Source organism: Paraburkholderia strydomiana (assembly GCF_046030495.1).
GTDB classification, from domain to species: domain Bacteria; phylum Pseudomonadota; class Gammaproteobacteria; order Burkholderiales; family Burkholderiaceae; genus Paraburkholderia; species Paraburkholderia strydomiana_A.
Window position 1 is genome coordinate 181,484 of sequence record NZ_JAQQCJ010000001.1, and the last position, 23,355, is coordinate 204,838.

The window sequence follows — 23,355 nt, forward strand, 5'->3', positions numbered from 1 at the left end:
GGCGACGTGAACACCATCAGGCCTGCACTGTCGTTCTTCGTCACCGGCACCGATACGGAAATCGGCAAGACCTTCGTTTCTTCGGCGCTGTTGCACGGCTTCGTTCGCGAAGGCCTGCAAGCCGCCGCGATGAAGCCGATCGCCGCGGGCGCATTCGAACTGAACGGCGTGCTGCATAACGAAGACGCGGATCAGCTCGACGCCGCGTCGAACGTGCTGCTGCCGCCCGAGCTGCGCACGCCGTATCTGCTGAAGGAACCGGCCGCGCCGCACATCGCGGCCGCGCTGGAAAACGTCACGCTCGATCTCGATCACATCGTCGCGTGCCATGCACAGGCCGTGCAGCGCGCGGAGATCGTCGTCGTGGAAGGTGTCGGCGGCTTTCGCGTGCCGTTGACCGCCACCCAGGACACCGCCGATCTCGCCGTCGCGCTGAAGCTGCCGGTCGTGCTGGTGGTCGGCATGCGCCTCGGCTGCATCAGCCATGCACTGCTGAGCGCCGAAGCGATCGCCGCGCGCGGACTCACGCTCGCCGGCTGGGTCGCCAATCGCGTCGATCCCGACATGACGTTCCCTGACGAAAACATCGCATCGATCCGCGAGCATCTCGCGCGCGCCTACGACGCGCCGCTGCTCGGCATCGTGCCGCATCTGAATCCGGCCGCGCCCGAACTCGCGGCGGATCAACTCGACATCGACCGGCTTTTGCAGACGCTGCGCCACGCGCAGCGCTGAACCACACCCCATCTATCCATCCATGAGGATCGACCCCATGACGCAACTGAACATCACTCCGACGCAAGCCGACGCGGCCGCCGCCAACGCCAACGCCGCCCCGACCGCCGGCAAGCAACTCGCGCGCTGGCGCGTCGCCGACATCGTCGCGCTGTATGAACTGCCGTTCAACGACCTGATGTTCCGCGCGCAACAAACGCATCGCGAGCATTTCGACGCGAACACCGTGCAACTGTCGACGCTGCTGTCGATCAAGACCGGCGGCTGCGAGGAAGATTGCGCGTACTGTCCGCAGTCGGTGCATCACGACACGGGCCTTGCAGCCGACAAGCTGATGCCGGTCGACGAAGTGCTCGCCGCCGCCAAGGTCGCGAAAGAGAACGGCGCGACGCGCTTCTGCATGGGCGCGGCGTGGCGCAATCCGAAGGACCGTCATCTCGAACCGATCAAGGACATGATTCGCGGCGTGAAGGCGATGGGCCTCGAAACCTGCGTGACGCTCGGCATGCTCGAAACGCATCAGGCGCGGGCGCTGCGCGAAGCGGGCCTCGACTACTACAACCACAATCTCGACACTTCGCCGGAGTTCTACGGCCAGATCATTTCGACGCGCACGTACCAGGATCGACTCGACACGCTCGAACGCGTGCGTGACGCGGGCATCAACGTGTGCTGCGGCGGCATCGTCGGGCTGGGCGAATCGCGCCGCGAACGCGCGGGGCTGATCGCGCAACTGGCGAACATGGAACCGTATCCGGAGTCGGTGCCCATCAATAACCTGGTTCAGGTGGAAGGCACGCCGCTGACCGGCACCGAAGCGATCGATCCGTTCGAATTCGTGCGCACGATCGCGATTGCGCGCATCACGATGCCGAAGGCGATGGTGCGTCTGTCGGCCGGGCGGGAGCAGATGGACGAAGCGTTGCAGGCGATGTGCTTCCTCGCCGGTGCGAATTCGATTTTCTACGGCGACCAGTTGCTCACCACGAGCAATCCGCAAGCGGAAGCGGACCGCAAGCTGCTGGCGCGCCTGGGCATTCGCGCCGAGGCCGCGCAGCAGATGCCGCTGGATCAGAGCGACTGCGAGCATGGCTGCGATAAGCACAGCGCGCCGAACTGAAAGTGTGAGATGCGGCGTGCGCAATGATGCGCACGCACATGAAAAAAGCCGCCTGTTGCACAACAGGCGGCTTTTCAACTTCGAGTCAGAGCATCACTTCCGGTCGACGATGATCTGATCGAACGTCCCGCCGTCGGAGAAATGGGTTTGCTGCGCTTTCTGCCAGCTACCGAACATCTCTTCCACCGTGAACGTCTTGATCGGCTTGAACTCGGCCGCATGCTTGGCCAGCACGTTCTTGTCGCGCGGACGCAGGTGATGCTGCGCGATGATCTCCTGCGCGGCCGGCGACCACAGATAGTCGAGATATGCCTGCGCCTCCTTACGCGTGCCGCGCTTGTCGACCACCTTGTCGACGATCGACACCGGCGGCGCCGCCAGCAGACTCACCGACGGATACACCGCTTCGAACTTGCCGTCGCCCACCCCCGAGCTGATCAACGACACTTCGTTTTCGAACGTCACCAGCACGTCGCCGATGTCGCGCTGGGTGAACGTGGTCGTCGCACCGCGGCCGCCGGTGTCGAGCACCGGCACGTTCCTGAAGATCGCCTTCACGAAATCGAGCGCCTGCGCGTCGGTGCCGCCGTGCTGCTTGCGATAACCCCACGCGGCCAGATACGCATAGCGCCCGTTGCCCGACGTCTTCGGATTGGCGATCACCACCTGCACGCCGGGCTTCGCGAGATCGTCCCAGTCCTTGATGTGCTTCGGGTTGCCCTTGCGCACGAGGAACACCATCGTCGTGGTGTACGGCGCGCTGTCGTCCGGCAGGCGCGCGCGCCAGTTGGCCGGCACCAGCTGGCCCTTCTCCGCGAGCAGGTCGATGTCATTGGGCTGGTTCATCGTCACGACGTCGGCCTGCAAGCCTTGCAGCACCGACAGCGCCTGCGCGCTCGACGCGCCATGCGACTGGCGGATCGACACGGTCGTGCCGCTCTTCTGCTTGTATGCGGCGATGAAGCCCGCGTTGATGTCCTTGTACAACTCGCGCGTCACGTCGTACGACACGTTGAGCAGCGATGTATCCGCGTGCGCCGCCGGCACGGTGCCCAGCGCGAGCGTGATCGCCGTCGCGCCGGCTGCGAGCCAGCGCGATATCCCCGTCTTGCCTGCCATGCTTGTCCCCGTTTATCGATGATGAAATTCCGTGGCCACACGAGCGTGCGGCGTGAAGCGGGATTCTAACGGATCGCTTACCTGGCCGATGGCGCGCTGCTTTGGCGCGTCGCCGCGTGCCGTGGCTACTGGGCTACCGGTTCACACGAACGCATGCTGCGCCGCTTCGAACGTCTCTTCGCGAAAGCGCAGCGGCGCCGCGCAATGCACGAGCGTATCGACGAAATATTTGGCGCGCGGCCACGGGCCGAAACCGGCGGCGGTGTTGATATGCCCCGCGTCGCCGAGATTGACGAATGCGCTGCCGAAGCGCTGCGCGAGATCGCGCGCACCGGCGAGCGGCATCCACGGATCGGTTTCGCTGCCGATCAGGATGGACGGCACGCCGAGACGGCGCGCGTCGAACGCTCCCGCGAAGGCGAACTTCTGCGGACTCGCGGGCGCCACGAACAACACGCCGACGACGTCGTTCGCATACGACGCCTGCTGCAGCGCATGCGCGGTCGCGAGGCAGCCGAAGCTGTGCGCGGCCAGCACGAACGGGCCGCGTTCACGCGCGAGCAGATCGCGCAGCGACTTCGACCACAGCGCGATATCCGGCGCATCCCAGTCGGCCTGCTCGACGCGCAACGAGCGCGCGAATTGCCGCTCCAGCCATGTTTGCCAATGCACGCCCTCGCTGCCGTGCAGGCCGGGAACGGTGACGAGACGCGGCGGCCATGTCGATCTGATGCATGAAAGCATAGGTGTGCCTCGCTGCGGGAATCTGGGGAGTCATTCTCGCGCTGGGGGCCGGGCGGGCGAACCAAGTTTTTGTGCTTTGGTTATGGCGCAAATGCTCGGGTCCATGCGGGCCGCCCCGGCAAGCGCACGCAAACGAAGCGGCACGGCCGTGCGCAAACGCGCGCGATCCGCCTCGAAAAAGTAGAATGAGGTCTATCCATAAAGGGAGGAGGCCCCATGCAGCAAGCGTCGTCGGAAGCGCCGCAGCCGTCGCACCGTGGCATTGCCGTCACCGGACCCGACCACGCAGGCGCCTGGCGGACCATATGAAGATCCTCTTCTACATGCCGCATGCCGATGCCGCCGCGTGGTTGCACGACTTTGCCCACGCGCTGCCCGAGGCCGAGTTGCGCGAATGGCAGCCGGGCGACACCGCGCCGGCCGATTTCGCGGTCGTCTGGCGTCCGCCGCGTGAGATGCTGGCTGGCCGCGACCACCTGCGCGCCATTTTCAATCTCGGCGCGGGCGTCGATGCCATCCTCGCGCTCGAACACGAGCATCCCGGCACGCTGCCGCGCAGCGCCCAGCTGATCCGCCTCGAAGACACCGGCATGGCGCCGCAAATGGCCGAGTACGTGACGCACGCGGTGCTGCGCTATCTGCGCCGCTTCGATGAATATCAAGCGCTGCAAAACGAACGCCGCTGGACCGTGCTCGATCCGCATCCGCGCGAGACCTTCACGGTCGGCGTGCTCGGACTCGGTGTGCTCGGCGCGCACGTGGCGCAAACGCTCGCCGCGTTCGGCATGCCGGTGCGCGGCTACAGCCGCAGCGCGCGGACGCTCGACGGCATCGCGACGTTCGCGGGCGAAGCACAGTTCGACGCGTTTCTCGACGGCGTCAAGGTGCTGGTGAATCTGCTGCCGCATACGCCGGAGACACGCGACGTGCTGAACGCGCGAACCTTCGCGAAGCTCGCGCGCGGCGCGTATCTGATCAACGTCGCGCGCGGCGGCCATCTGGTCGAAGCGGATCTGCTCGACGCGCTCGCAAGCGGCCAGCTCGCCGCCGCCACGCTCGACGTGTTCCGCGAAGAACCGTTGCCCGCCGGGCATCCGTTCTGGCAGGAACCGCGCATCACGATCACGCCGCACGTGTCCGCGCTGACATTGCGCGAGGAAAGCGTCGGGCAGGTCGCGCGGAAAATCGGCGCGCTCATGCGCGGCGACACCGTGAGCGGCGTAGTGAATCTCGAACGCGGATACTGACACCTTCGAATTGAATGGACGAAGCGCCGCCTCGCGCGGCTGGAGACAGATCATGGCCCTACCCCAGCAAGTGAAAATCGTCGAAGTCGGTCCGCGTGACGGGCTGCAGAACGAGAAAGACTTCGTGCCCACCGCGATCAAGGTCGAGTTGATCAATCGCCTGTCGGCGGCGGGTTTTCGCAATATCGAGGCGGCCTCGTTCGTGTCGCCGAAATGGGTGCCGCAAATGGCCGACGGCGCCGACGTGATGGCCGGCATCGAGCGCCGCGCGGGCACGATCTACTCGGTGCTCACGCCGAACCTGCGCGGCTTCGAAGGCGCACTTGCCGCGCGTGCCGACGAGATCGTGATCTTCGGCGCCGCGAGCGAGGCGTTCTCGCAAAAGAACATCAATTGCAGCATCGCGGAGAGCATCGACCGTTTCGCGCCGGTCGCCCAGGCCGCGAAGGAGCATGGCGTGCGGATTCGCGGCAGCGTGTCGTGCGCGCTTGGTTGTCCGTATCAGGGCGAGGTGCCGGTCGCGTCGGTGGTGGACGTGGTCGAACGCTTCGCGGCGCTCGGCTGCGACGAGATCGATATCGCCGATACGATCGGTGTCGGCACGCCCAAGCGCACCCGCGAAGTGTTCGAAACGGTGACGCGTGTGTTTCCGCGGGAGCGTCTGTCGGGGCACTTCCACGACACCTATGGCCAGGCGCTCGCGAATATTTACGCGGCGTTGCAGGAAGGCATCGAGATCTATCACGCGTCGGTGGCGGGGCTCGGCGGCTGCCCGTATGCGAAAGGCGCGACCGGCAACGTCGCGACCGAAGACGTGCTGTATCTGATGAACGGCCTCGGCATCGAGACCGGCATCGATCTCGCGCAAGTCGTGGCGATCGGCGATTTCATTTCGACGTCGATCGGCAAGCCCAACGTCTCGCGCGCCGGCAAGGCGCTGCTCGCGAAGGCGAAGGCGCGCAGCGAAGCGGCTAATTGTGTGTGAGGGCGTGTGGCTTCACTCGCAACATTCACCCATCCATCAGGACCTGAAACGATGACTGACCAAGTGTCCCTCGAATCCGACGATCTCACCGCGCTGCCCGATTCGGCGCGCCGCGTCGCGCTGTTGCTGCGCGAACGCGGTCACTCAGGGCGCGTCGTGATGCTGCCGGAAACCGGCAAGACCTCCGCCGAAGCCGCCGCCGGACTCGGCTGCTCGGTCGCGCAGATCGCCAAGTCGATCCTGTTTCGCCGGCGCGACGACGATGCGCCGGTGCTGGTGGTCGCGAGCGGCGCGAATCGCGTCGACGAAAAGAAAGTGGCCGCGCAGGTCGGCGAGATCGGCCGCGCGGACGCGAAGTTCGTCCGCGAGAAAACCGGCTATGCAATCGGCGGTGTCTGCCCGATCGGCCACGCCACCGAGCCGGTCACGCTGATCGACGCTGATTTGCTCACGCTCGACAGCCTGTGGGCCGCCGCGGGTCATCCGCATGCGGTGTTCAATCTGACGGCGCAGGAACTGATCGCGCTGACGGGCGCGCCGGTCGTGGATGTGGCGCTGCGCGAGACGGCCTGACGCAATGACGGCGAGCCTCGATCACGAAGACGAAGACGAACACGGCGCCGTGCCGTCGCCCTGCATCAACGTGTGCAGGATGGATGCGTCGACCGGCTGGTGCGAAGGTTGCCTGCGCACCATCGACGAGATCGCCGGCTGGTCGCTATTCGACGACGACGCGAAGCGCGCGGTGTGGGACGCGATCGAGGGCCGTCACGCGCAGCTCATGGCGAGCCAGGCCAATGCACAGACCAACACGCGGATCAGGGCGAAACGATGACCACTGCGCCGCGCATCGTCACGATTGGCGAGACGTTCAGTTCGACGCTTGAGTTGTCGGCGGATTCGGTGAAGTCGTTCGCCACGCTCGTCAACGATTTCAACCCGCTGCATCACGACGATGCCTATGCCGCGCAAAGCCGCTTCGGCGGCCTGATCGCGTCGGGCACGCAGCCGACTGCGCATTTCATGGCGCTGCTGGCGACGCATTTTTCGACCTACGCGCAACCGCTCGGTCTCGAATTCGATATCAAGCTGAAGAAGGCCGTGCATGCGCACGACACGCTGACCATCCGGTGGCGCGTGCGCGACGCTTACTGGAAGCCGAGCCTGAACGGCGATCTGACGCATCTGGACGGCACGGTGGTGAATCAGCGCGGCGAGACGGTGCTGGTGGGCAATTCGACCATTCTCGTGATGCCGAAGCCCGAAGCGTCCGGGCAAGCGCTGAGCCCCGCATCATGATCACGCTGCCGGAATCGGTCCGCGTATTCGAACGCGGCTGGCTGTCATCGAACAACGTGCTGCTGCTCGACGAGACCTGTGCCGCGCTCGTCGATACCGGCTATGCGACGCATGCGCCGCAAACCGTCGCGCTGGTGCGGCAAGCGCTCGGCGCGCGGCCGCTCGATCTGATCGTCAACACGCATCTGCATTCGGATCACTGCGGCGGCAATGCGCTGTTGCAGGCGACGTGGCCGTGCCGCACCGTGATCCCTGCCTCCGAAGCCGATGCCGTGCGCGCCTGGGACGAAGCGCGCCTTACCTTTCGCGCAACGGGTCAGACCTGCGAGCGCTTTACCTTCACCGGGACGATCGCGCCCGGTTCGCACCTGCGGCTCGGCGAGCTCGACTGGCAAGTGCTCGGCGCGCCCGGTCACGATCCGCATTCGCTGATGTTGTACTGCGCGCACGAGCGCATCCTGATCAGCGCGGACGCGTTGTGGGAAAACGGCTTTGGGGTGATCTTTCCGGAGCTCGAAGGCGAAAGCGGTTTTGCCGAGGAACAGGCCGTGCTCGACGCGATTGCGAGGCTCGACGTGCGCGTCGTCATCCCCGGCCACGGCGCGCCGTTCACGAATGTCGAACAGGCGCTTGAACGCGCTTTTTCGCGGGTCGCGTGGTTGCGTGCCGATCCCGCGCGCAACGCGAGGAACGCGTTGAAGGTGCTGATCGTATTCAAGCTGCTCGAAGTGCGCACGATGAGTGTCGACAAGCTGCTGCAGATGCTCGACGACGCGGCCGTGATGCGCGCCGCCGCGTCGATGCTCAAGCCGAGGAGCGAGTGGCCGGCGCTGGTGAAGGATATCGTCGGGGAATTGGCCGCGAAGAACGGCTCGCTGGAGACGGATGGCACGCGCATCATCGCGCGTCAGGGCTGATGCAAACGCTCGTGCAGAAAACCCCTGCAAGCGTAAGGCCGACAAAACCGTCACCACAAAAAGAAAGCCGCTCGACAGTCAAGGCGAGCGGCGGAAATTCTGTCGGACGTGATCAGCGTCGCTATGAATGATACGCGTCGCGGTTTTTTGACCGCATCGGTGATTTCCCTACAGAAGTTTGACACTGCCTCTTAAACCGCCTACACGTCGACCTTGAAGCCCATGTAGTCGCGGCTTACGCGCCATTGATCCGCTCATACGAACAATCACGCCTCTCGCTGTTATTCTGGAATCCATAGCATTGCGACTGCCGGCATCGGCATGAGGTCGATCAAGTCGACGAGAGCCGCTTTTGCGGCACGATACGCCAGCCAAGATTGACGCCTGCCGCCGCCAGCAGAATCAGCACCGCGCCGAGCACCTGGATCCATGCGAGCGTCTGCCCGAACGCGATCCGATCGACGATGATCGCCACCACCGGATAGATGAACGACAACGCACCGGTCAGCGACGTCGGCAGCTTCTGGATCGCGCCATACAGCAGCACGTACATGAGGCCGGTATTGACGACGCCGAGCACGGCCAGTTCGAACCATTGCGAGGCGCTCGTCGGCAGCGCATCGAAGCGCACGAACGGCGCGAGCATCACCACACCGAGCGACACCTGGATCAACGCGATCAGATGCGGCGGCGTGCCCTTGAGCCGCTTCGTGATGATTGACGACACCGCATACATCGCCGCCGCGCCCACCGCATACGCGACCCCGACGAGGTATTGGCCCGGCACCGCCAGCACCGCCGGCTCGACCTTCACGACGAACACGAGGCCGATGAACGCGACCGCCAGCCACGCGAGCGTCGACGCGCTGATACGCTCGCGAAACACCAGCGCGCCGAGCGCGACCAGCATGAAGGGCTGGGTGTTGTAGACGGCCGTCGCCATCGAAATCGACGCGCGTGAATACGCGGCGAACAGCAACACCCAGTTGACGACGATGGCCGCGCCGCCGAGCAGCGCGAGGCCGAACATTTTCCACGAGAACAGCTTGCGCCTGAAGAGGCCAAGTACCGCGCAGACGAGCGCCAGCGTCGCGCCGCCGAAAATACAGCGAAAGAACACCACATTGAACGGACTCTGCTGCGACGACACCACCAGCCAGCCGATGGTGCCGGACATCAGCATCGCCATGGTCATCTCCGCGGCCCCGCGGCGAATTTCGTTTGAAGCCATGATTCGATCCCCGGATTGATACTTTCATGAGGAGCAGTGTAATTAATCCGACAGCGCGAATACATGGCTAAACTTAAGACTTTCGGGGAGTTCACCTAATAATCGAAGGCCATCATGAGCAAACGCCTTGCCGTTGCCACGCCCGCCGCGCTCGACGACACCGACCGGGCGCTCGTTGCCGCGCTCGCGCAGGACGCCCGCCAGCCGGTCAGCGAACTGGCGCGTGTCGTGGGACTGTCGGCGCCAAGTACGGCCGAACGCATTCGCCGGCTCGAAGCACAAGGCGTGATCGAGCGCTTCACGGTGCAGATCGATCCACGCGCGCTCGGCTTCACGCTGCAGGCAATCGTGCGCGTGAAGCCCTTACCCGGTCAGTTGCATCTGGTGGAGGAGGTGCTCCGGCGCATTCCGGAGTTCGTCGAATGCGACAAGGTGACGGGCGACGATTGCTTCATCTGCCGCCTGGTCCTGCATTCGATCGAGCAGCTCGATGAGATTCTGTCGAAAGTCACCGAGCGCGCGGAGACGAGCACCGCGATCGTCAAGTCGACGCCGATCGCGCGCCGCCTGCCGCCGCTCGGTTGAACGAGACATGCAGCCGGCCTTGCTACGTTGGGCGAGCCGGCCTACCTTGACGCTACCGCTCGACCGCTTCGAAGAAGGACAGCATTTCGGCGACCAGTTCGTCCGGCGCTTCCTCGGGTATGTAATGCCCGCAAGACAGCGCACGGCCACTCACGTCGCGCGCCACATGACGCCATTCGGCGAGCGCGTCGAAGCACTTCTCGATCACCCCCTTGTCGCCCCACAACACGCGCAGCGGACAGCCGATCTTGTTACCCCGCTCGATGTCCGCCCGATCGTGCTCGAGGTCGATGCTCGCCGACGCGCGGTAGTCCTCGCACATCGCGTGCACCGCGCCCGGTTGCGAGAGCGCCGCGCGATAAGCGTCGAGTGCAGCGGGCTCGAACGGTGCGAGACCCGCGTGACGGCTGCCCATCACCGCATCGACATAAGCGGCCGGATTCGCGCCGATCAACGTTTCCGGCAACGGCTCCGGCTGGATCAGGAAGAACCAGTGGAAATAGAGCGTCGCGAACGTGCGGTCCGTGGCTTCGTACATCGCGAGCGTCGGCGCGATGTCGAGCAGCATCAGACGCTCGACCGCCTCGGCATGATCCAGCGCCATCCGGTGCGCGACGCGCGCGCCGCGATCGTGCGCGCAGACGAGGAATTTCTGGAACCCGAAGTGCCGCATCACGGCAACCTGATCGGCGGCCATCGCGCGTTTGGAATACGGCAGGTGTGCCGCGTCGCTCGGCGGTTTGCCCGACGCGCCATAGCCCCGCAGATCGGTCGCGATGACGGTGAAGTGTTCGGCGAGCTGCGCGGCGCAGCGCGCCCAGATCAGATGCGACTGCGGATGGCCGTGCAGCAACAGCAGAGGCGGCCCTGCTCCGCCCTTCACTCCGAAAATATCGACATCGCCCACGGCGACGCGAAAAGGCGTGAAATTCTCGAAGGCCATGGCGTCTCTCTTTTGTGATTTGTGAGTGACTGCATTGTAGAAGCCCAATGTGTCCGTGCGGGGTGGGATAACCCACTCAAACATAGAACCTGAAGACTCCTTCCAACTGTTCCGCACGAAGCTGTCGGGCGCGGGCAACGCGCTTCGCCTATAATCGAACGATCGTTCTTAAATAGTCTGGTGGCCTGGCCCGACACATGTCCGTTGACACCGCAGCGTGACGCGCGTCAGCTTCGATACACCGTGGGCCATGTGCCGCTAAACTCATCAAACGCCGGGCGCTCAACGCTGCACCGGTCCGCCTAAAACAGGAGACTCGCACTATGGCATTGCCCGCCGTCCTGCAAAACCTTGCGCTGCCCGTCGTCGCTTCGCCGATGTTCATCGTCAGCTATCCCGAACTCGTGCTGGCCCAATGCAAGGCCGGCATCGTCGGCTCGTTCCCGGCGCTCAATGCGCGCCCGGCCGAATTGCTCGACGAATGGCTCACGCAGATCCAGACGCAACTCGCCGACCATAAGGCGGCCCATCCCGACGCAATCATCGGGCCGATCGCCGTCAATCAGATCGTCCATCAGTCGAATACACGGCTCGAGCACGACGTGCGCGTGTGCGTCGAGCACAAGGTGCCGATCTTCATTACGAGCCTGCGCGCGCCCGCGCGTGAAATCGTCGATGCCGTGCATAGCTACGGCGGCATCGTGCTGCACGATGTGATCAATCTGCGCCACGCGCAGAAGGCGCTGGAAGCGGGCGTCGACGGTCTGATTCTGGTGGCGTCCGGCGCGGGCGGCCATGCGGGCACGACCTCGCCGTTCGCGCTGGTCGGCGAAGTGCGGCGCATCTTCGACGGCCCGATCGTGCTGTCGGGCTCGATCGCCAACGGCGGCTCGATTCTCGCCGCGCAGGCGATGGGCGCGGACCTCGCGTACATGGGGACGCGTTTCATCGCGACGAAGGAAGCGCATGCGGTCGACAGCTACAAGCAGGCGATCGTCAGCTCCACGGCGTCGGACATCATCTACACGAATCTGTTTACCGGCGTGCACGGTAATTACATTCGCGAAAGCATCGTCAACGCGGGGCTCGACCCGGAGGCGCTGCCGGAATCGGACAAGACCAAGATGAACTTCGGCAGCGACAAGGCGAAGGCGTGGAAAGACATCTGGGGCGCGGGCCAGGGCGTCGGCCTGATGGACGATGTGCCGAGCGTCGGCGAACTGGTGCTGCGTTTGTCGCGTGAATACGAGGATGCGAAGGCGCGGCTGGGGATCGGGCGGCAAGCGTCGCGCTAAGGCGCGGCCTGGCGGAGCGCGTCGGCGCGCTCCGTTGCTGCGGTTCGCTTCAAACTGTCGAGCGCAGCGCAGGCGATGCGAACACCCGGCTACATATTCCGCCGATACTGCCCGCCCACCTCGAACAGCGCATGCGTGATTTGTCCGAGCGAACACACACGCACCACGTCGATCAGCACGGCGAACACATTCTCATCATCGATCACCGCGCGCTTCAGGCGTTCGAGCGCCGCGGGCGCCGCTTCGCGATGCCGCGCCTGGAATGCGTGCAGACGCTTTAGCTGACTCTGTTTTTCCTCATCGGTGGAACGGGCCAGTACGATCGGCTGCGGCGCTTCATGGGGATGCGCGCTCAGGAACGTATTGACGCCGACGATCGGATACGACCCGTCATGCTTGCGATGCTCGTACAGCATCGATTCGTCCTGAATGCGCCCGCGCTGATAGCCGGTTTCCATCGCGCCGAGCACGCCGCCGCGTTCGGTCAGCCGGTCGAATTCGGCCAGCACCGCCTCTTCCACCAGATCGGTCAGCTCCTCGATCACGAAGCTGCCCTGATTCGGATTCTGGTTCTTCGCGAGCCCCCATTCGCGGTTGATGATCAACTGGATCGCCACCGCACGGCGCACCGAATCTTCGGTGGGCGTGGTGATCGCCTCGTCGAAGGCATTCGTGTGCAGCGAGTTGCAGTTGTCGTAGATCGCAATCAGCGCCTGCAGCGTGGTGCGGATATCGTTGAAGTCGATCTCCTGCGCGTGCAGGCTGCGGCCCGAAGTCTGCACGTGATATTTGAGCTTCTGGCTGCGTTCGTTCGCGCCGTAGCGCTCGCGCATCGCGACCGCCCAGATGCGGCGCGCGACGCGGCCCAGCACCGTGTACTCGGGGTCCATGCCGTTTGAAAAGAAGAACGACAGATTCGGCGCGAAGTCGTCGATCGACATGCCGCGCGCCAGATAGGCCTCCACATAGGTGAAGCCGTTGGCCAGCGTGTAGGCGAGTTGCGAAATCGGATTCGCGCCGGCCTCGGCGATGTGATAGCCGGAGATCGACACCGAATAGAAATTGCGCACGCCGTGCTCGACGAAATACGCCTGAATATCGCCCATCACCTTCAGGCTGAACTCGGTCGAGAAGATGCAGGTGTTCTGGCCTTGGTCTTCCTTCAGGATATCGGCCTGCACGGTGCCGCGCACGTTTTCCAATGCCGTGCGACGGGTCGCGGCGAGTTCGTCGTCGGTAAGCGGGCGGCCTTGCTGCTGCTCCATGCGCGCGACCTGCTGATCGATCGCGACGTTGAAGAACATCGCGAGAAGGGTCGGCGCGGGGCCGTTGATCGTCATCGACACCGAGGTTTCCGGTGCGCATAGGTCGAAGCCGTCGTACAGCGCCTTCATGTCGTCGAGGGTCGCGACCGACACGCCTGAATTGCCCACCTTGCCGTAGATGTCCGGGCGTTCGTGCGGTTCTTCGCCGTATAGCGTGACCGAATCGAAGGCGGTCGAAAGACGTTTGGCCGGCATGCCTTCGGAGAGCAGTTTGAAACGGCGGTTGGTGCGCTGCGGATCGCCTTCGCCGGCAAACATGCGGGTCGGGTCTTCGTTCTCGCGGCGGAACGGGAACACGCCGGCGGTGAAGGGAAAATAGCCGGGCAGATTGTCGAGCATCAGCCAGCGCAAAATTTCGCCGTGATCGACGAATTTCGGCAGCGCGACTTTGCGGATTTCGGAGCCGGAGAGCGTCGTCACGGTAAGCGCGGTGTGGATTTCGCGTTCGCGAATGTGCACGATATGTTCGGCGCCGGAATAGGCGGCCACGGTTTGTGGCCAGCTGTCGAGGAGTTGGCGCTCGCGTTCGCCGAGGGCGGCGGTGCGTCGGGCGATCAGGGGGTCGAGGGCGGCGGGGGTGATTTGCGCGCTTGTGCCGGCAGCGGCGTTTGCGGCGGCGCTTGTGTTTGCGTTGGTACCGGCGGCTGGACTAGCGCGCGAGGCTGCGCTTGTCACGGCTTCTGCTCTTGCGGCCGCATCGGCTCCTGCTCCTGCAGCCGAGCAAGCCCCCGCCCCTTCGCCCGCCTCCCCAAGCATCCGACGCGCCTCGACAAGCTGCCAACGCTCGCGCGCGATGCGCGCTTGCGCGTCGGCGCGCGCGCGGTAAGCGTGGACTGTCTGCGCAATATCGGCCAGATAGCGCACACGAGCTGGCGGCACGATCGCGTTGCGGCCGCTCGAAAAGCGCAGGCCCTCGGGCGTCGCGAGGCGTCCCCCGCCCGAACGCAAACCATGCCGGCGCAGCGCCTCGGCAACGTGGCTGTACAACGCGCTCACGCCGTCGTCGTTGAAGCGCGAGGCGATCGTCCCGAAAACCGGCATCGCGTCGGGCGGCGTGGCGAAGTCGGCGCGATTGCGCTGCACCTGCTTCGCGACGTCCCGCAATGCGTCCGCCGCGCCTTTGCGATCGAACTTGTTGATCGCGACGAAGCCGGCGAAGTCGAGCATGTCGATCTTCTCCAACTGGCTTGCCGCGCCGAACTCCGGCGTCATCACGTACAGCGATTCGTCGACGAACGGCACGATCGCCGCATCGCCCTGCCCGATCCCCGACGTCTCGACGACGATCAGATCGAAGCCCGCCGCCTTGCACAGCATCAGCGCGTCGGGCAGCGAGTCGGAGAGTTCGCTCGACGCTTCGCGCGTCGCCATCGAGCGCATGTAGACGCGCGCGCCGCCGCCCCAGTCGCCGATTGCGTTCATGCGGATGCGGTCGCCCAGCAGTGCGCCGCCGGACTTGCGGCGCGACGGATCGATCGCGAGCACGGCGATCGTGAGGGCGTCGCCGTAGTCGAGGCGGAAGCGGCGGATCAGTTCGTCGGTGAGCGACGATTTGCCGGCGCCGCCCGTTCCAGTGATGCCGAGGATGGGAGTCGCGGCGGGTTTTGCGAGGGCCGACAGTTGTTCGCGGCCGGCAGGGTCGACGCTGCCTGCTTCGAATGCGCTGATGAGTTGTGCGAGCCGGCGGAAGGTGAGCGACGTGGGGATGTGGGTGGCTGCGCTGTTCGACAGATCGGCCAGCCACTCGGCAACCGGCGTCTGTCCTGCGGCGATAACCACGCGCGCGCCTTCAGCACAACGCGCGATCATATCGTCGATCATTCCTTGCAGGCCGAGCCGCTGCCCGTCCTGCGGCGAATAGATTTTCTCGACGCCGTAACGCTCGAGCTCGGCGATCTCTTCGGGGACGATCACCCCGCCGCCGCCGCCGAACACCTTGATGCGCTCGCCGCCGCGCGCGCGCAGCAGATCGACCAGGTAGCGAAAGTATTCGTCATGGCCGCCCTGGTAGCTGGATACGGCGACGCCGTCGGCGTCTTCATGCAGCGCGGCGGTGGCGACTTCATCGACGGAGCGGTTGTGGCCGAGGTGGATCACCTCGACGCCGCTCGCCTGCAGAATGCGCCGCATGATGTTGATCGACGCATCGTGACCGTCGAATAACGCAGCGGCGGTGACAAACCGCAGGCGGCGACCGGCGGGCAGCTTGTGGCTGCCGGCGCGTTGCGGCGTGGACAGATCGGTCATGTCTCCCCCAGATCGTTACGCGTATGGGTGCTGGCAACCAGTATAACGAAATGGGTCGCGGCGCCTGGGCCGCTTCGGCGGCGGTTCTGAGTGCGATGAGGGCAGCGGCTCGCCGCCATTCGCAACGCCCCCAACTCCCGTGCCGCCAATACCTTCGTTAGCGCACCGCCAACGCTTTGATCTGCTCAAGCGACGGCCACAACGACTCATTCGCGAACCGCTCGGCGAGAAAGTCGACGAACGAGCGCACCTTCGCCGACAAATGCCGGCGGCTCGCATAGACGACGTGAATAGGCAGCTCGCGCGGCGGCACGTCGTCGACGAGCAGCGGCACGAGACGTCCCGCGGCCAGATCGTCGCCGATCACCTCGGTGCCGAGCATCGCGATGCCCGCGCCTTGCAGCACGATCACGCGCTGCGCCTCCAGATGATTGACGATCAGATTGCCCGACAGACGCACGCGCGGCGACGCATCGCCGGTCGCAAGTTCAAGCGCCGAGACGCCCGCGTACTGGAGGTAGTTGTGGTTCGCGAGATCGGCGACGCTCTTCGGCGTGCCGTGCCGGCGCAGATACGCCGGCGACGCGCACAGTACGAGGTGTGCGGTCGCGATCTGCCGCGCGATCAGCGACGACGACTTCATGCCGCCCGGCGAAGCCCGGATCGCGACATCGAAACCCTCGTCGATCAGTTCGACCACACGGTCGGACAAGGTCATGTCGACAGTGACTTGCGGATACTGCGCGGCGTAGTCCGCCACCGCGGCCATCACGTGGCTCAAGCCGAACGCCGACAAGGACGACACCCGCAACCGCCCCTGCGGCACGACGCTGGCCGCGCCGACGGCCTGCTCGGCCTCTTCGAGTTCGTTCAGGACCTGGCTCAGCCGCTCGTAGTATTCGCGGCCCGCCTCGGTCGGCGCCACGCGCCGCGTGGTGCGGTTCAGCAAGCGCGCGCCGAGCTGCTGTTCGAGGTGCATCACATGCTTGCTCGCCATCGCCGCCGACATCTCCATGCGCTCGGCCGCGCCGACGAAGCTGCCGACTTCGACCACATGGCGGAACACTTTCATGCTGACGAGGGTATCCATCTCAATCGCTCGCTTCAGGAATCAATCGACTCCATTCTGCCGGGTTTATCAAAAGATGGTCGGCAAAGTCGCGCGATGCGAAGCCGGGGAGGCGAGTGAACAACCTGCGCAAACCCATATCGGGGCGCCGGCCTGGCGGGGCCCCGCGCAAATACGGAGCTCAGAAAACGGCAAAGCCCGCCTTCCGGGAGGAAGCGGGCTTTGCCGTTGATGTCGCCCTACTGCGCTCTGCTGAAGTGCAGCAACCAGACGGGCCGCCGCACAAGCGGCGCGCCCCGGTCGCCTCAGACGCTCAGAACTTCGCGCGCAAGCCTGCGCCGTAGGTATTGCCGCTCGACTGGCCGGTGATGTGGTCGTACAGGTACGCCGCGTACACGTCCGTGCGCTTGGACAGCGGATAGTCATAGCCAATCGCGGCCGTTTGACGGGTCTGGTTGGAGCCGCCGCCGTTGCGCGAATAGGCGTACGACGCCATCACGGAGCCCGGGCCGAACGGCACCGTGACGCCGCCTTGTCCGGTGTTCACGTGCCAGCTCGTGACCTGCTGATTGTTGTACGTGTACATGTACTGGCCGTAGAACTTCACGAACTTCAGGTCGTACGACACGCCCGCTTGCGCGACGCTCTGGCTGCGCAGGCCGGGCACGCCCGAGGTTTCGAAGCTGCCGAGGTCGCCGGGGACGTTGTTGAAGTTCACGTACTGATACACAGCGGTCGCCGCGAACGGGCCGTGGAAGTACAGCACCTGGCCGCTCCACTTCTTCGCGCCGGTCTGCGTCGTGTTGCCGAGCGCGTACATCGCCGTCGCCGACAGGCCGTTGAAGTTCGGCGACGAGTACGACACCGCGTTGCTCCAGCCCGAATCGCCGGTCACGCCCTGGTCGGTGTCATAGGTCGGGAACGTGCCGAGGCCGAGGTACGTGTGATACACCATCGGCGAGAACACGTACGAATCGACGAACGGGTTGAACAGAATCGTCGACACGAACAGCGGCGTCGTCAGGCGGCCGGCCGTCACCGTACCGTACGGCGATTCGATGCCGACGTACGCATTGCGCGAGAACATCGTGTCGCCCGTGAAGCGGCCGTACTGGCCGTTTTGCGCGAGGAAGAAGCCTTCCAGCGCGAAGATCGCCTTGTAGCCGTTGCCCAGATCCTCAGCCCCCTTCATGCCCCAGTACGATGTCGACATGCCGCCGCCGGACACCACCACTGCGGTCTTGCCCCCGGGGAATTTCTGCGAGCCGACCCATTCGTCGACCTGGCCGTAAAGCTGCACGCTCGATTGCGCAAAAGCAGACGATGCACTGGCCAGCAGAGCGGCACACGCGGTTGCCTTGAGGGTGGTCTTCAGCGCACTGCTGATGCTTGTTTTCATGGATTCTCCAAGTCTTTGTCAAAAGGGTGGCCGTGCGAAAGGGGGCGCTCGCGCGAACCATTGTTGTTGTCCGTTCGGTCATCGAGCCAATCTGGGCGACGACCATCTTTGCGGACCATTTTTATGAACAAAAATATCGCTGGTTATTGCGGGTATATCGGTCTGATTAGTTTTGTCGCTTATCGGCCTGATACGGCCCGGCTGCCGACGCGCCCACGGGTCTCCGTCGGCTGCCTCGGCGCATCACGCAAAGCGGTACTGGCGCGGCGCCGGACCGGGCGTCACACGTCAAATGACATGCTGATGACGCATCGCAGCGAAATTGCCCCGAATTTGACGACGGGAGCAGCTTGCCTGCCGAGCGTTTTCAAAAAAAGTGTGGCGTCGATACGTCACATTGGTGGGTAGCGTCGGGAATGGGCCGGAGGAAGACGCGCAGGTACGCGGTGTGAACGGCGGATGTTAGCTGCGGGGGGTGCGGGGTGCGGGGTGCGGGGTGCGGGGTGCGGGGTGCGGGACGATATCCTGCGGGACGGGAAAGCAGCGTTGCGCCACCTTCGGCGCGAGTTCGACAACCCTCAGCCGCCGGTTCGCCGGCGCCCTCAGCGGGGGGCCGCCAGAGTCGCCAACCGCTAATTACGATACGGCGAGCCTTCCGGTTGACGCGGATCGTCTGCCTGACGCTGGCTCGCACGAGCGGAACCGCGCTCTTCGTTGTAGCGGGCAACGTCGGCACGAATCGAACCACCGCGCACCGGCGCATTTTGCGGCGGCCGCGGCACCCCGCGCGACTCGGCGCTGACCGGCGTAATGGCGCCGGCGTACTGCATGCGGCCGCGGCCATCGCCGGAATAACCTGCCGGTCCGCCGGCGCGGCGCATAGCGGGGCGATAGATGCCGAAGCCGTCAGCGTAGTTGCCGCCCGCGAAATTCGCGCCGCCGTGGGGCACGCTCAGGTTGCGATCGGCCAACGAGTCACGGCCGGATCTTGCCGCAGGGACGCCCTGGTGGCGCTCGCCATTGCCTGCGTCCGCCCGCCTCGTATAGTCCGCGGCAGCATGCGAGTATCCGGAGACGCCACCGCCGTGCGGCATTCCCGGCGCTTTTGCATAGGCGAACGAACACAGCGCAGCGATGACCGCGCCTAACGCCCAGTGCTTCGTTCTCGACAACCCGTCCACCTGGTGACTCTCATGCCCGAAGACTTGCCTGAAGACCACCGTTCGAGCTGCGATGGACTTGTTCTGGGACTGCCAAAGACGCCGCGTTTCTGCCGCAGCGCCCGGATATCCCGACGGCCTTTGAACCGTAATTTATGGGCGTGGGCAAAGGGTGTCGAGCCAAAAAGTGTTAGGCCTCATCCTTGGATGTAACACCTTGTTACTGCGACGTTTTTCTGCGACACAGCCCTTGCACGAAAGCATCGAAACGGCCTGCGCGCGGGACGTTTGCGGGTTTTCCCGAACCCGTTGGCATGACGAATCAACGCCAAGTTTTCTGGACCCGATTGTCAAATCCGCATGGACCAATCAATCCACGTCGCCAATACTGACTACTGCCCCCTCGGCACCGGCCACCGCTGTTGCCAAAACTTTTTGATGCACGATGATCATTAATCAATTCGGCAAATGAATTTGCTTTTTCAATCGATTTTCAACAACAATAGCCGTTTCCCATAGCCGGAGGCGGCGCCCTCACACGCGCACTCCGTGCCATTCCGCACCACCGAATCGAGATTCCGACATGGCTCGCCCGAAACTGCTTCCCGATAACTTCACCCTGTGCCTCGTCAGCACGGTGATCCTCGCCAGCCTCCTGCCGGTTCACGGCCAGGCCGCCGTCGGGTTCAACTGGGTGACCAACGTGGCGGTCGGCCTGCTGTTCTTCCTGCACGGCGCCAAGCTCTCACGCGAAGCGATCATTGCGGGGGCGACGCATTGGCGTCTTCATCTGGTGGTACTTCTCAGCACGTTCGCGCTGTTCCCGTTGCTCGGCCTCGCGCTTAAGCCGATCCTTTCGCCACTTGTCACGCCGGCGCTCTATGCGGGGGTCCTCTTCCTCTGCACGCTGCCATCGACGGTTCAGTCGTCGATCGCGTTCACGTCGATCGCCAAAGGCAACGTGCCGGCTGCCGTATGCAGTGCCTCGGCCTCGAGCCTGCTCGGCATCTTCATCACCCCTGCGCTCGTGAGTGTCGTCGTCACCAATCAGGCGGGCGCCAGCGGCGCGTCGCCGTGGCATACGGTAGGCAACATCGTGCTGCAACTGCTGGTGCCGTTCGTGGCCGGACAACTGCTGCGCCCGCTGATCGGCAAATGGATCGAGCGTCATCGCGGCGTGCTGAAGTTCGTCGACCAGGGCTCGATCCTGCTGGTGGTGTACGGCGCGTTCAGCGAGGCCGTCACCGAAGGCTTGTGGCACCAGATCCCGTTGTCCGCGCTTGGCGGCCTGCTGCTCGTCTGCGTCGTGCTGCTCGCGCTCGCGCTGGCCGTGACGATCTTCGTCAGCAAGCGGCTCGGCTTCACCCGCGCGGACCAGATCACGATCATCTTCTGCGGTTCGAAAAAGAGCCTCGCCGCCGGCGTGCCGATGGCGAAGGTTATCTTCGCCTCGCACGCGGTGGGCGCGGTGGTCTTGCCGCTGATGCTGTTCCACCAGATCCAGCTGATGGTGTGCGCCGCGCTCGCGCAGCGTTGGGGCGCGCGCGACACCAGCGGCGAAACACTGGTCGCCTCGCGCGAGCGGCCCGCGGCCGCCGTCGCGCGCCGGTGAATACGCCCGCAATGCAAACAGGACATTCATAAGCGCCCTCCCTGAGCGTCGTTCCGAAGAAAGCCGCCTCGTGCGGCTTTTTTGTTATTTCACGCGCAAACGCGGGCGCTGTCGCCTCGGCCTGATGGCATAGGAGGATTCCTGGCCAGATGCCGCGGATCCGCCATCGGCCAGGAAGCGCGCGACACGCACCGCCACGGTGCCACGCGTCACTAAAAGTTCACTTAATTCGAGGCCAGAGGCGCCGATAAGCCGAACATCGATCGCTACGCCTTCCTGCCATGCAACTTCGTCCGCCATCCCGATTCGCTGCGCCGCGCATCGAGGAGCTGATCGCCCGGCGTGATCTGTCCGCCGTCTTCCAGCCGATCATCGATTTCGAACACGGCGCGATCCTCGGCTACGAAGGCCTGATCCGCGGTCCGGCCGGCACCCCGCTCGAAACGCCGTTCGCGTTGTTTTCGCAGGCGTTCGCCGAAGGCTGCGCGATCGAACTCGAACGCGCCGCGGCGCGCATCTGCATCGAGGCGTTCGCCAAACTCGATTTCGACGGCAAGCTGTTCCTCAATTTCAGCGCGGGCGCGATCCGCCAGCTGGCCGACGCGCGCGAGGACACGCTCGCCCTGCTGCGCCATCGCGGCGTCGATCCGAGGCGCATCGTGATCGAGCTGACCGAGCAGAGCGCGATTCCGGATGTCGGCAATTTCGTCCCGGTGATTACGGCGTTGCGCACCGCCGGCGCGCAATTCGCGCTCGACGACTACGGCACCGCGAACGCCAGCATGAATCTGTGGGTGCGTCTGCAACCGGATGTCGTGAAGATCGACCGCTTCTTCATTCACGACATCGCCTGCGATCCGCTCAAGTTCGAGGCCGTGCGCGCGATGCAGCACTTCGCGCAGGCGAGCGGGGCGCGGCTCGTCGCCGAGGGCATCGAGAACGAAGCGGACCTGATCGTGGTGCGCGACATGGGGATCGGCTGCGGACAGGGGTTTTTCTTCGGCCGTCCGCATGCGCGGCCGGCGCGCAACGTGACCGACGACGCCCGCGACGCGCTGCGCGCCGGCCACATCGCGGTATTTCCGGAGACCACGCGCACGGTGAGCAGCGCGTCGCCTTCGGGCGGCATGGCATCGGAGAAGATGCTGGTGCCGGCGCCCGCGCTGCCGCGCCACGCCACCAACAACGACGTGCTCGACCTGTTCAACCGTCTGCCCGATCTGCACGCGGTCGCGGTGGTCGAACACGACGAACCGGTCGCCCTGATCAACCGGCGCAGCTTCATGGATCGCTACGCGCTGCCTTACCACCGCGAGCTGTTCGGCAAGCGCCCGTGCATGCAGTTTGCCAACGCGTCGCCGGTGGTGATCGAGAAATCGATGACCGTCGAGCAGATGGCCAAGCTGCTCGCGAGCGACGACCAGCGCTACCTCGCCGACGGCTTCGTGATCACCGACCAGGGCAGATACGCGGGCCTCGGCACCGGCGAGAATCTGGTGCGCGCGGTCACGGAGGTGCGCATCGAAGCGGCGCGCTACGCGAACCCGCTCACCTTCCTGCCGGGCAACATTCCGATCAGTTCGCACATTGGCCGCCTCCTCGGCAATGACGCCGGCTTCTACGCGTGCTACGTCGATCTGAACCACTTCAAGCCGTTCAACGACCAGTACGGCTACTGGCAAGGCGACGAAGTGCTGAAACTCGCCGCAGCCGTGCTCGCCGACGTGTGCGACCCCACGCGCGATTTCCTTGGGCACGTCGGCGGCGACGACTTCCTGATCCTGTTCCAGAGCGAAGACTGGCGCGAGCGCGTGCTGCGCGCGATTCACCTCTTCAACGAGGGCGCGCAACGCTTTTACGCGCCGGCCGACCGCCTGGCCGGCGGCATCCACGGCGAGGACCGGCGCGGCAATCCGACCTTCTTCGGCTTCGTGACGATGGCGATCGGCTGCGTGCGCGTCGAGCCGGCCGCCGGCGCGTCGCTCTATACCAGCGAGCAGATCGCGTCGGTCGCGGCGCTGGCCAAGCGCCGCGCGAAGCTGGAGACAAGCGGCTTCGTGCTGATCGATGCCGATGAAAGCGCGGCGCTGCTGCGGCGCCAAGCGGAAGCCGAAGCCGAGGCCGCGCCCGAATATGCAGACTGATGGTGCGCGCTTCATGCACGCGCTCGAAAGCGGACCTTGTTTAGTTAATTTTACTAAACAGCATATTTCGGGCCAACGTCAACATCTACGGGTATTCACGGGTATCCAGGCAAGGTGCGCCAAGCTGTTTTAGCACGGTTTTACTATACAATCGCCCGAACCCAAACACCGTGCGGCGC

At 64.7% G+C, this 23,355-nt stretch carries 21 protein-coding genes; 13 read left to right on the forward strand and 8 right to left on the reverse strand.

The window, feature by feature from the left end:
• The first annotated feature begins 6 nt into the window (after nucleotides 1-6).
• Nucleotides 7-735, forward strand: a complete 729-nt coding sequence (gene bioD / locus PQQ53_RS00860) for a dethiobiotin synthase (RefSeq protein ID WP_408149255.1) — start codon at nucleotides 7-9, stop codon at nucleotides 733-735.
• Nucleotides 736-772: 37 nt separating this feature from the next.
• Nucleotides 773-1,855 carry a biotin synthase BioB gene (gene bioB, locus PQQ53_RS00865; RefSeq protein ID WP_408323090.1) on the forward strand — a complete coding sequence of 361 codons (1,083 nt, stop codon included), beginning with the start codon at nucleotides 773-775 and terminating at the stop codon, nucleotides 1,853-1,855.
• Nucleotides 1,856-1,948: 93 nt separating this feature from the next.
• Here the strand turns inward: bioB and PQQ53_RS00870 are convergent, their stop codons facing one another.
• On the reverse strand, nucleotides 1,949-2,974 hold the full coding sequence (locus tag PQQ53_RS00870; RefSeq protein ID WP_408323091.1) for a sulfate ABC transporter substrate-binding protein: 1,026 nt from the start codon (nucleotides 2,972-2,974) through the stop codon (nucleotides 1,949-1,951).
• A gap of 141 nt (nucleotides 2,975-3,115) precedes the next feature.
• Nucleotides 3,116-3,718, reverse strand: coding sequence for an RBBP9/YdeN family alpha/beta hydrolase (locus PQQ53_RS00875; RefSeq protein WP_408323092.1), 603 nt, complete (start codon nucleotides 3,716-3,718; stop codon nucleotides 3,116-3,118).
• A gap of 305 nt (nucleotides 3,719-4,023) precedes the next feature.
• On the opposite strand from PQQ53_RS00875, the gene PQQ53_RS00880 reads away from it, so the two are divergent.
• Genes PQQ53_RS00880 through PQQ53_RS00905 form a run of 6 tightly spaced genes read left to right on the forward strand, consistent with a single transcriptional unit; the run spans nucleotide 4,024 to nucleotide 8,166 of the window.
• The gene (locus tag PQQ53_RS00880; RefSeq protein ID WP_408156622.1) at nucleotides 4,024-4,965 is read left to right on the forward strand and encodes a 2-hydroxyacid dehydrogenase; all 942 of its coding nucleotides are present in this window, start codon (nucleotides 4,024-4,026) and stop codon (nucleotides 4,963-4,965) included.
• A 52-nt stretch (nucleotides 4,966-5,017) separates the two neighbouring features.
• The gene (locus tag PQQ53_RS00885) at nucleotides 5,018-5,950 is read left to right on the forward strand and encodes a hydroxymethylglutaryl-CoA lyase (RefSeq protein ID WP_408323093.1); all 933 of its coding nucleotides are present in this window, start codon (nucleotides 5,018-5,020) and stop codon (nucleotides 5,948-5,950) included.
• Between the two features lie 51 nt (nucleotides 5,951-6,001).
• Nucleotides 6,002-6,523 (forward strand): YbaK/EbsC family protein, encoded by a 522-nt coding sequence (locus PQQ53_RS00890; RefSeq protein WP_408149243.1) that lies wholly within the window; start codon nucleotides 6,002-6,004, stop codon nucleotides 6,521-6,523.
• 4 nt (nucleotides 6,524-6,527) lie between these two features.
• Complete coding sequence (locus PQQ53_RS00895; RefSeq protein WP_408323094.1) at nucleotides 6,528-6,785, forward strand: DUF1289 domain-containing protein; 258 nt, start codon at nucleotides 6,528-6,530, stop codon at nucleotides 6,783-6,785.
• Complete coding sequence (locus tag PQQ53_RS00900; RefSeq protein ID WP_408323095.1) at nucleotides 6,782-7,249, forward strand: MaoC family dehydratase; 468 nt, start codon at nucleotides 6,782-6,784, stop codon at nucleotides 7,247-7,249. The genes PQQ53_RS00895 and PQQ53_RS00900 overlap by 4 nt, the downstream gene beginning before the upstream one ends.
• A complete protein-coding gene (locus tag PQQ53_RS00905) occupies nucleotides 7,246-8,166 on the forward strand; it encodes an MBL fold metallo-hydrolase (protein ID WP_408323096.1) in 921 nt (306 codons plus the stop codon). The genes PQQ53_RS00900 and PQQ53_RS00905 overlap by 4 nt, the downstream gene beginning before the upstream one ends.
• Before the next feature lie 331 nt (nucleotides 8,167-8,497).
• Here PQQ53_RS00905 and PQQ53_RS00910 read toward each other — a convergent pair whose 3' ends face one another.
• Nucleotides 8,498-9,397, reverse strand: coding sequence for a DMT family transporter (locus PQQ53_RS00910; RefSeq protein WP_408156607.1), 900 nt, complete (start codon nucleotides 9,395-9,397; stop codon nucleotides 8,498-8,500).
• 114 nt (nucleotides 9,398-9,511) lie between these two features.
• On the opposite strand from PQQ53_RS00910, the gene PQQ53_RS00915 reads away from it, so the two are divergent.
• Nucleotides 9,512-9,982: an Lrp/AsnC family transcriptional regulator gene (locus PQQ53_RS00915; RefSeq protein ID WP_408323097.1), complete on the forward strand. Its 471-nt coding sequence runs from the start codon at nucleotides 9,512-9,514 to the stop codon at nucleotides 9,980-9,982.
• Nucleotides 9,983-10,034: 52 nt separating this feature from the next.
• On the opposite strand, the gene PQQ53_RS00920 is transcribed toward PQQ53_RS00915, so the two are convergent.
• Nucleotides 10,035-10,925, reverse strand: coding sequence for an alpha/beta fold hydrolase (locus PQQ53_RS00920; RefSeq protein ID WP_408156605.1), 891 nt, complete (start codon nucleotides 10,923-10,925; stop codon nucleotides 10,035-10,037).
• A 323-nt stretch (nucleotides 10,926-11,248) separates the two neighbouring features.
• Between PQQ53_RS00920 and PQQ53_RS00925 the strand changes: the two genes are divergently transcribed.
• Nucleotides 11,249-12,220 (forward strand): NAD(P)H-dependent flavin oxidoreductase, encoded by a 972-nt coding sequence (locus PQQ53_RS00925; protein ID WP_408149229.1) that lies wholly within the window; start codon nucleotides 11,249-11,251, stop codon nucleotides 12,218-12,220.
• An 89-nt stretch (nucleotides 12,221-12,309) separates the two neighbouring features.
• On the opposite strand, the gene PQQ53_RS00930 is transcribed toward PQQ53_RS00925, so the two are convergent.
• The 3 genes from PQQ53_RS00930 to PQQ53_RS00940 form a co-directional block, all read right to left on the reverse strand.
• Nucleotides 12,310-15,792 (reverse strand): methylmalonyl-CoA mutase family protein, encoded by a 3,483-nt coding sequence (locus PQQ53_RS00930; RefSeq protein ID WP_408323098.1) that lies wholly within the window; start codon nucleotides 15,790-15,792, stop codon nucleotides 12,310-12,312.
• A gap of 157 nt (nucleotides 15,793-15,949) precedes the next feature.
• The gene (locus tag PQQ53_RS00935) at nucleotides 15,950-16,882 is read right to left on the reverse strand and encodes a LysR family transcriptional regulator (RefSeq protein ID WP_408323099.1); all 933 of its coding nucleotides are present in this window, start codon (nucleotides 16,880-16,882) and stop codon (nucleotides 15,950-15,952) included.
• 292 nt (nucleotides 16,883-17,174) lie between these two features.
• A complete protein-coding gene (locus tag PQQ53_RS00940; RefSeq protein WP_408149224.1) occupies nucleotides 17,175-18,260 on the reverse strand; it encodes a porin in 1,086 nt (361 codons plus the stop codon).
• Between the two features lie 123 nt (nucleotides 18,261-18,383).
• Between PQQ53_RS00940 and PQQ53_RS00945 the strand changes: the two genes are divergently transcribed.
• Nucleotides 18,384-18,668, forward strand: coding sequence for a hypothetical protein (locus tag PQQ53_RS00945; RefSeq protein ID WP_408323100.1), 285 nt, complete (start codon nucleotides 18,384-18,386; stop codon nucleotides 18,666-18,668).
• A gap of 224 nt (nucleotides 18,669-18,892) precedes the next feature.
• Here PQQ53_RS00945 and PQQ53_RS00950 read toward each other — a convergent pair whose 3' ends face one another.
• Nucleotides 18,893-19,495: a hypothetical protein gene (locus tag PQQ53_RS00950; protein WP_408149275.1), complete on the reverse strand. Its 603-nt coding sequence runs from the start codon at nucleotides 19,493-19,495 to the stop codon at nucleotides 18,893-18,895.
• Nucleotides 19,496-20,003: 508 nt separating this feature from the next.
• Here PQQ53_RS00950 and PQQ53_RS00955 point away from each other — a divergent pair.
• Together PQQ53_RS00955 and PQQ53_RS00960 are read left to right on the forward strand one after the other, a co-directional pair.
• Entirely contained in the window at nucleotides 20,004-21,032 is a 1,029-nt protein-coding gene (locus tag PQQ53_RS00955) for a bile acid:sodium symporter family protein (RefSeq protein ID WP_408149220.1), read from the forward strand.
• A gap of 281 nt (nucleotides 21,033-21,313) precedes the next feature.
• Entirely contained in the window at nucleotides 21,314-23,176 is a 1,863-nt protein-coding gene (locus PQQ53_RS00960) for an EAL domain-containing protein (RefSeq protein WP_408323101.1), read from the forward strand.
• Nucleotides 23,177-23,355 lie beyond the last annotated feature (179 nt).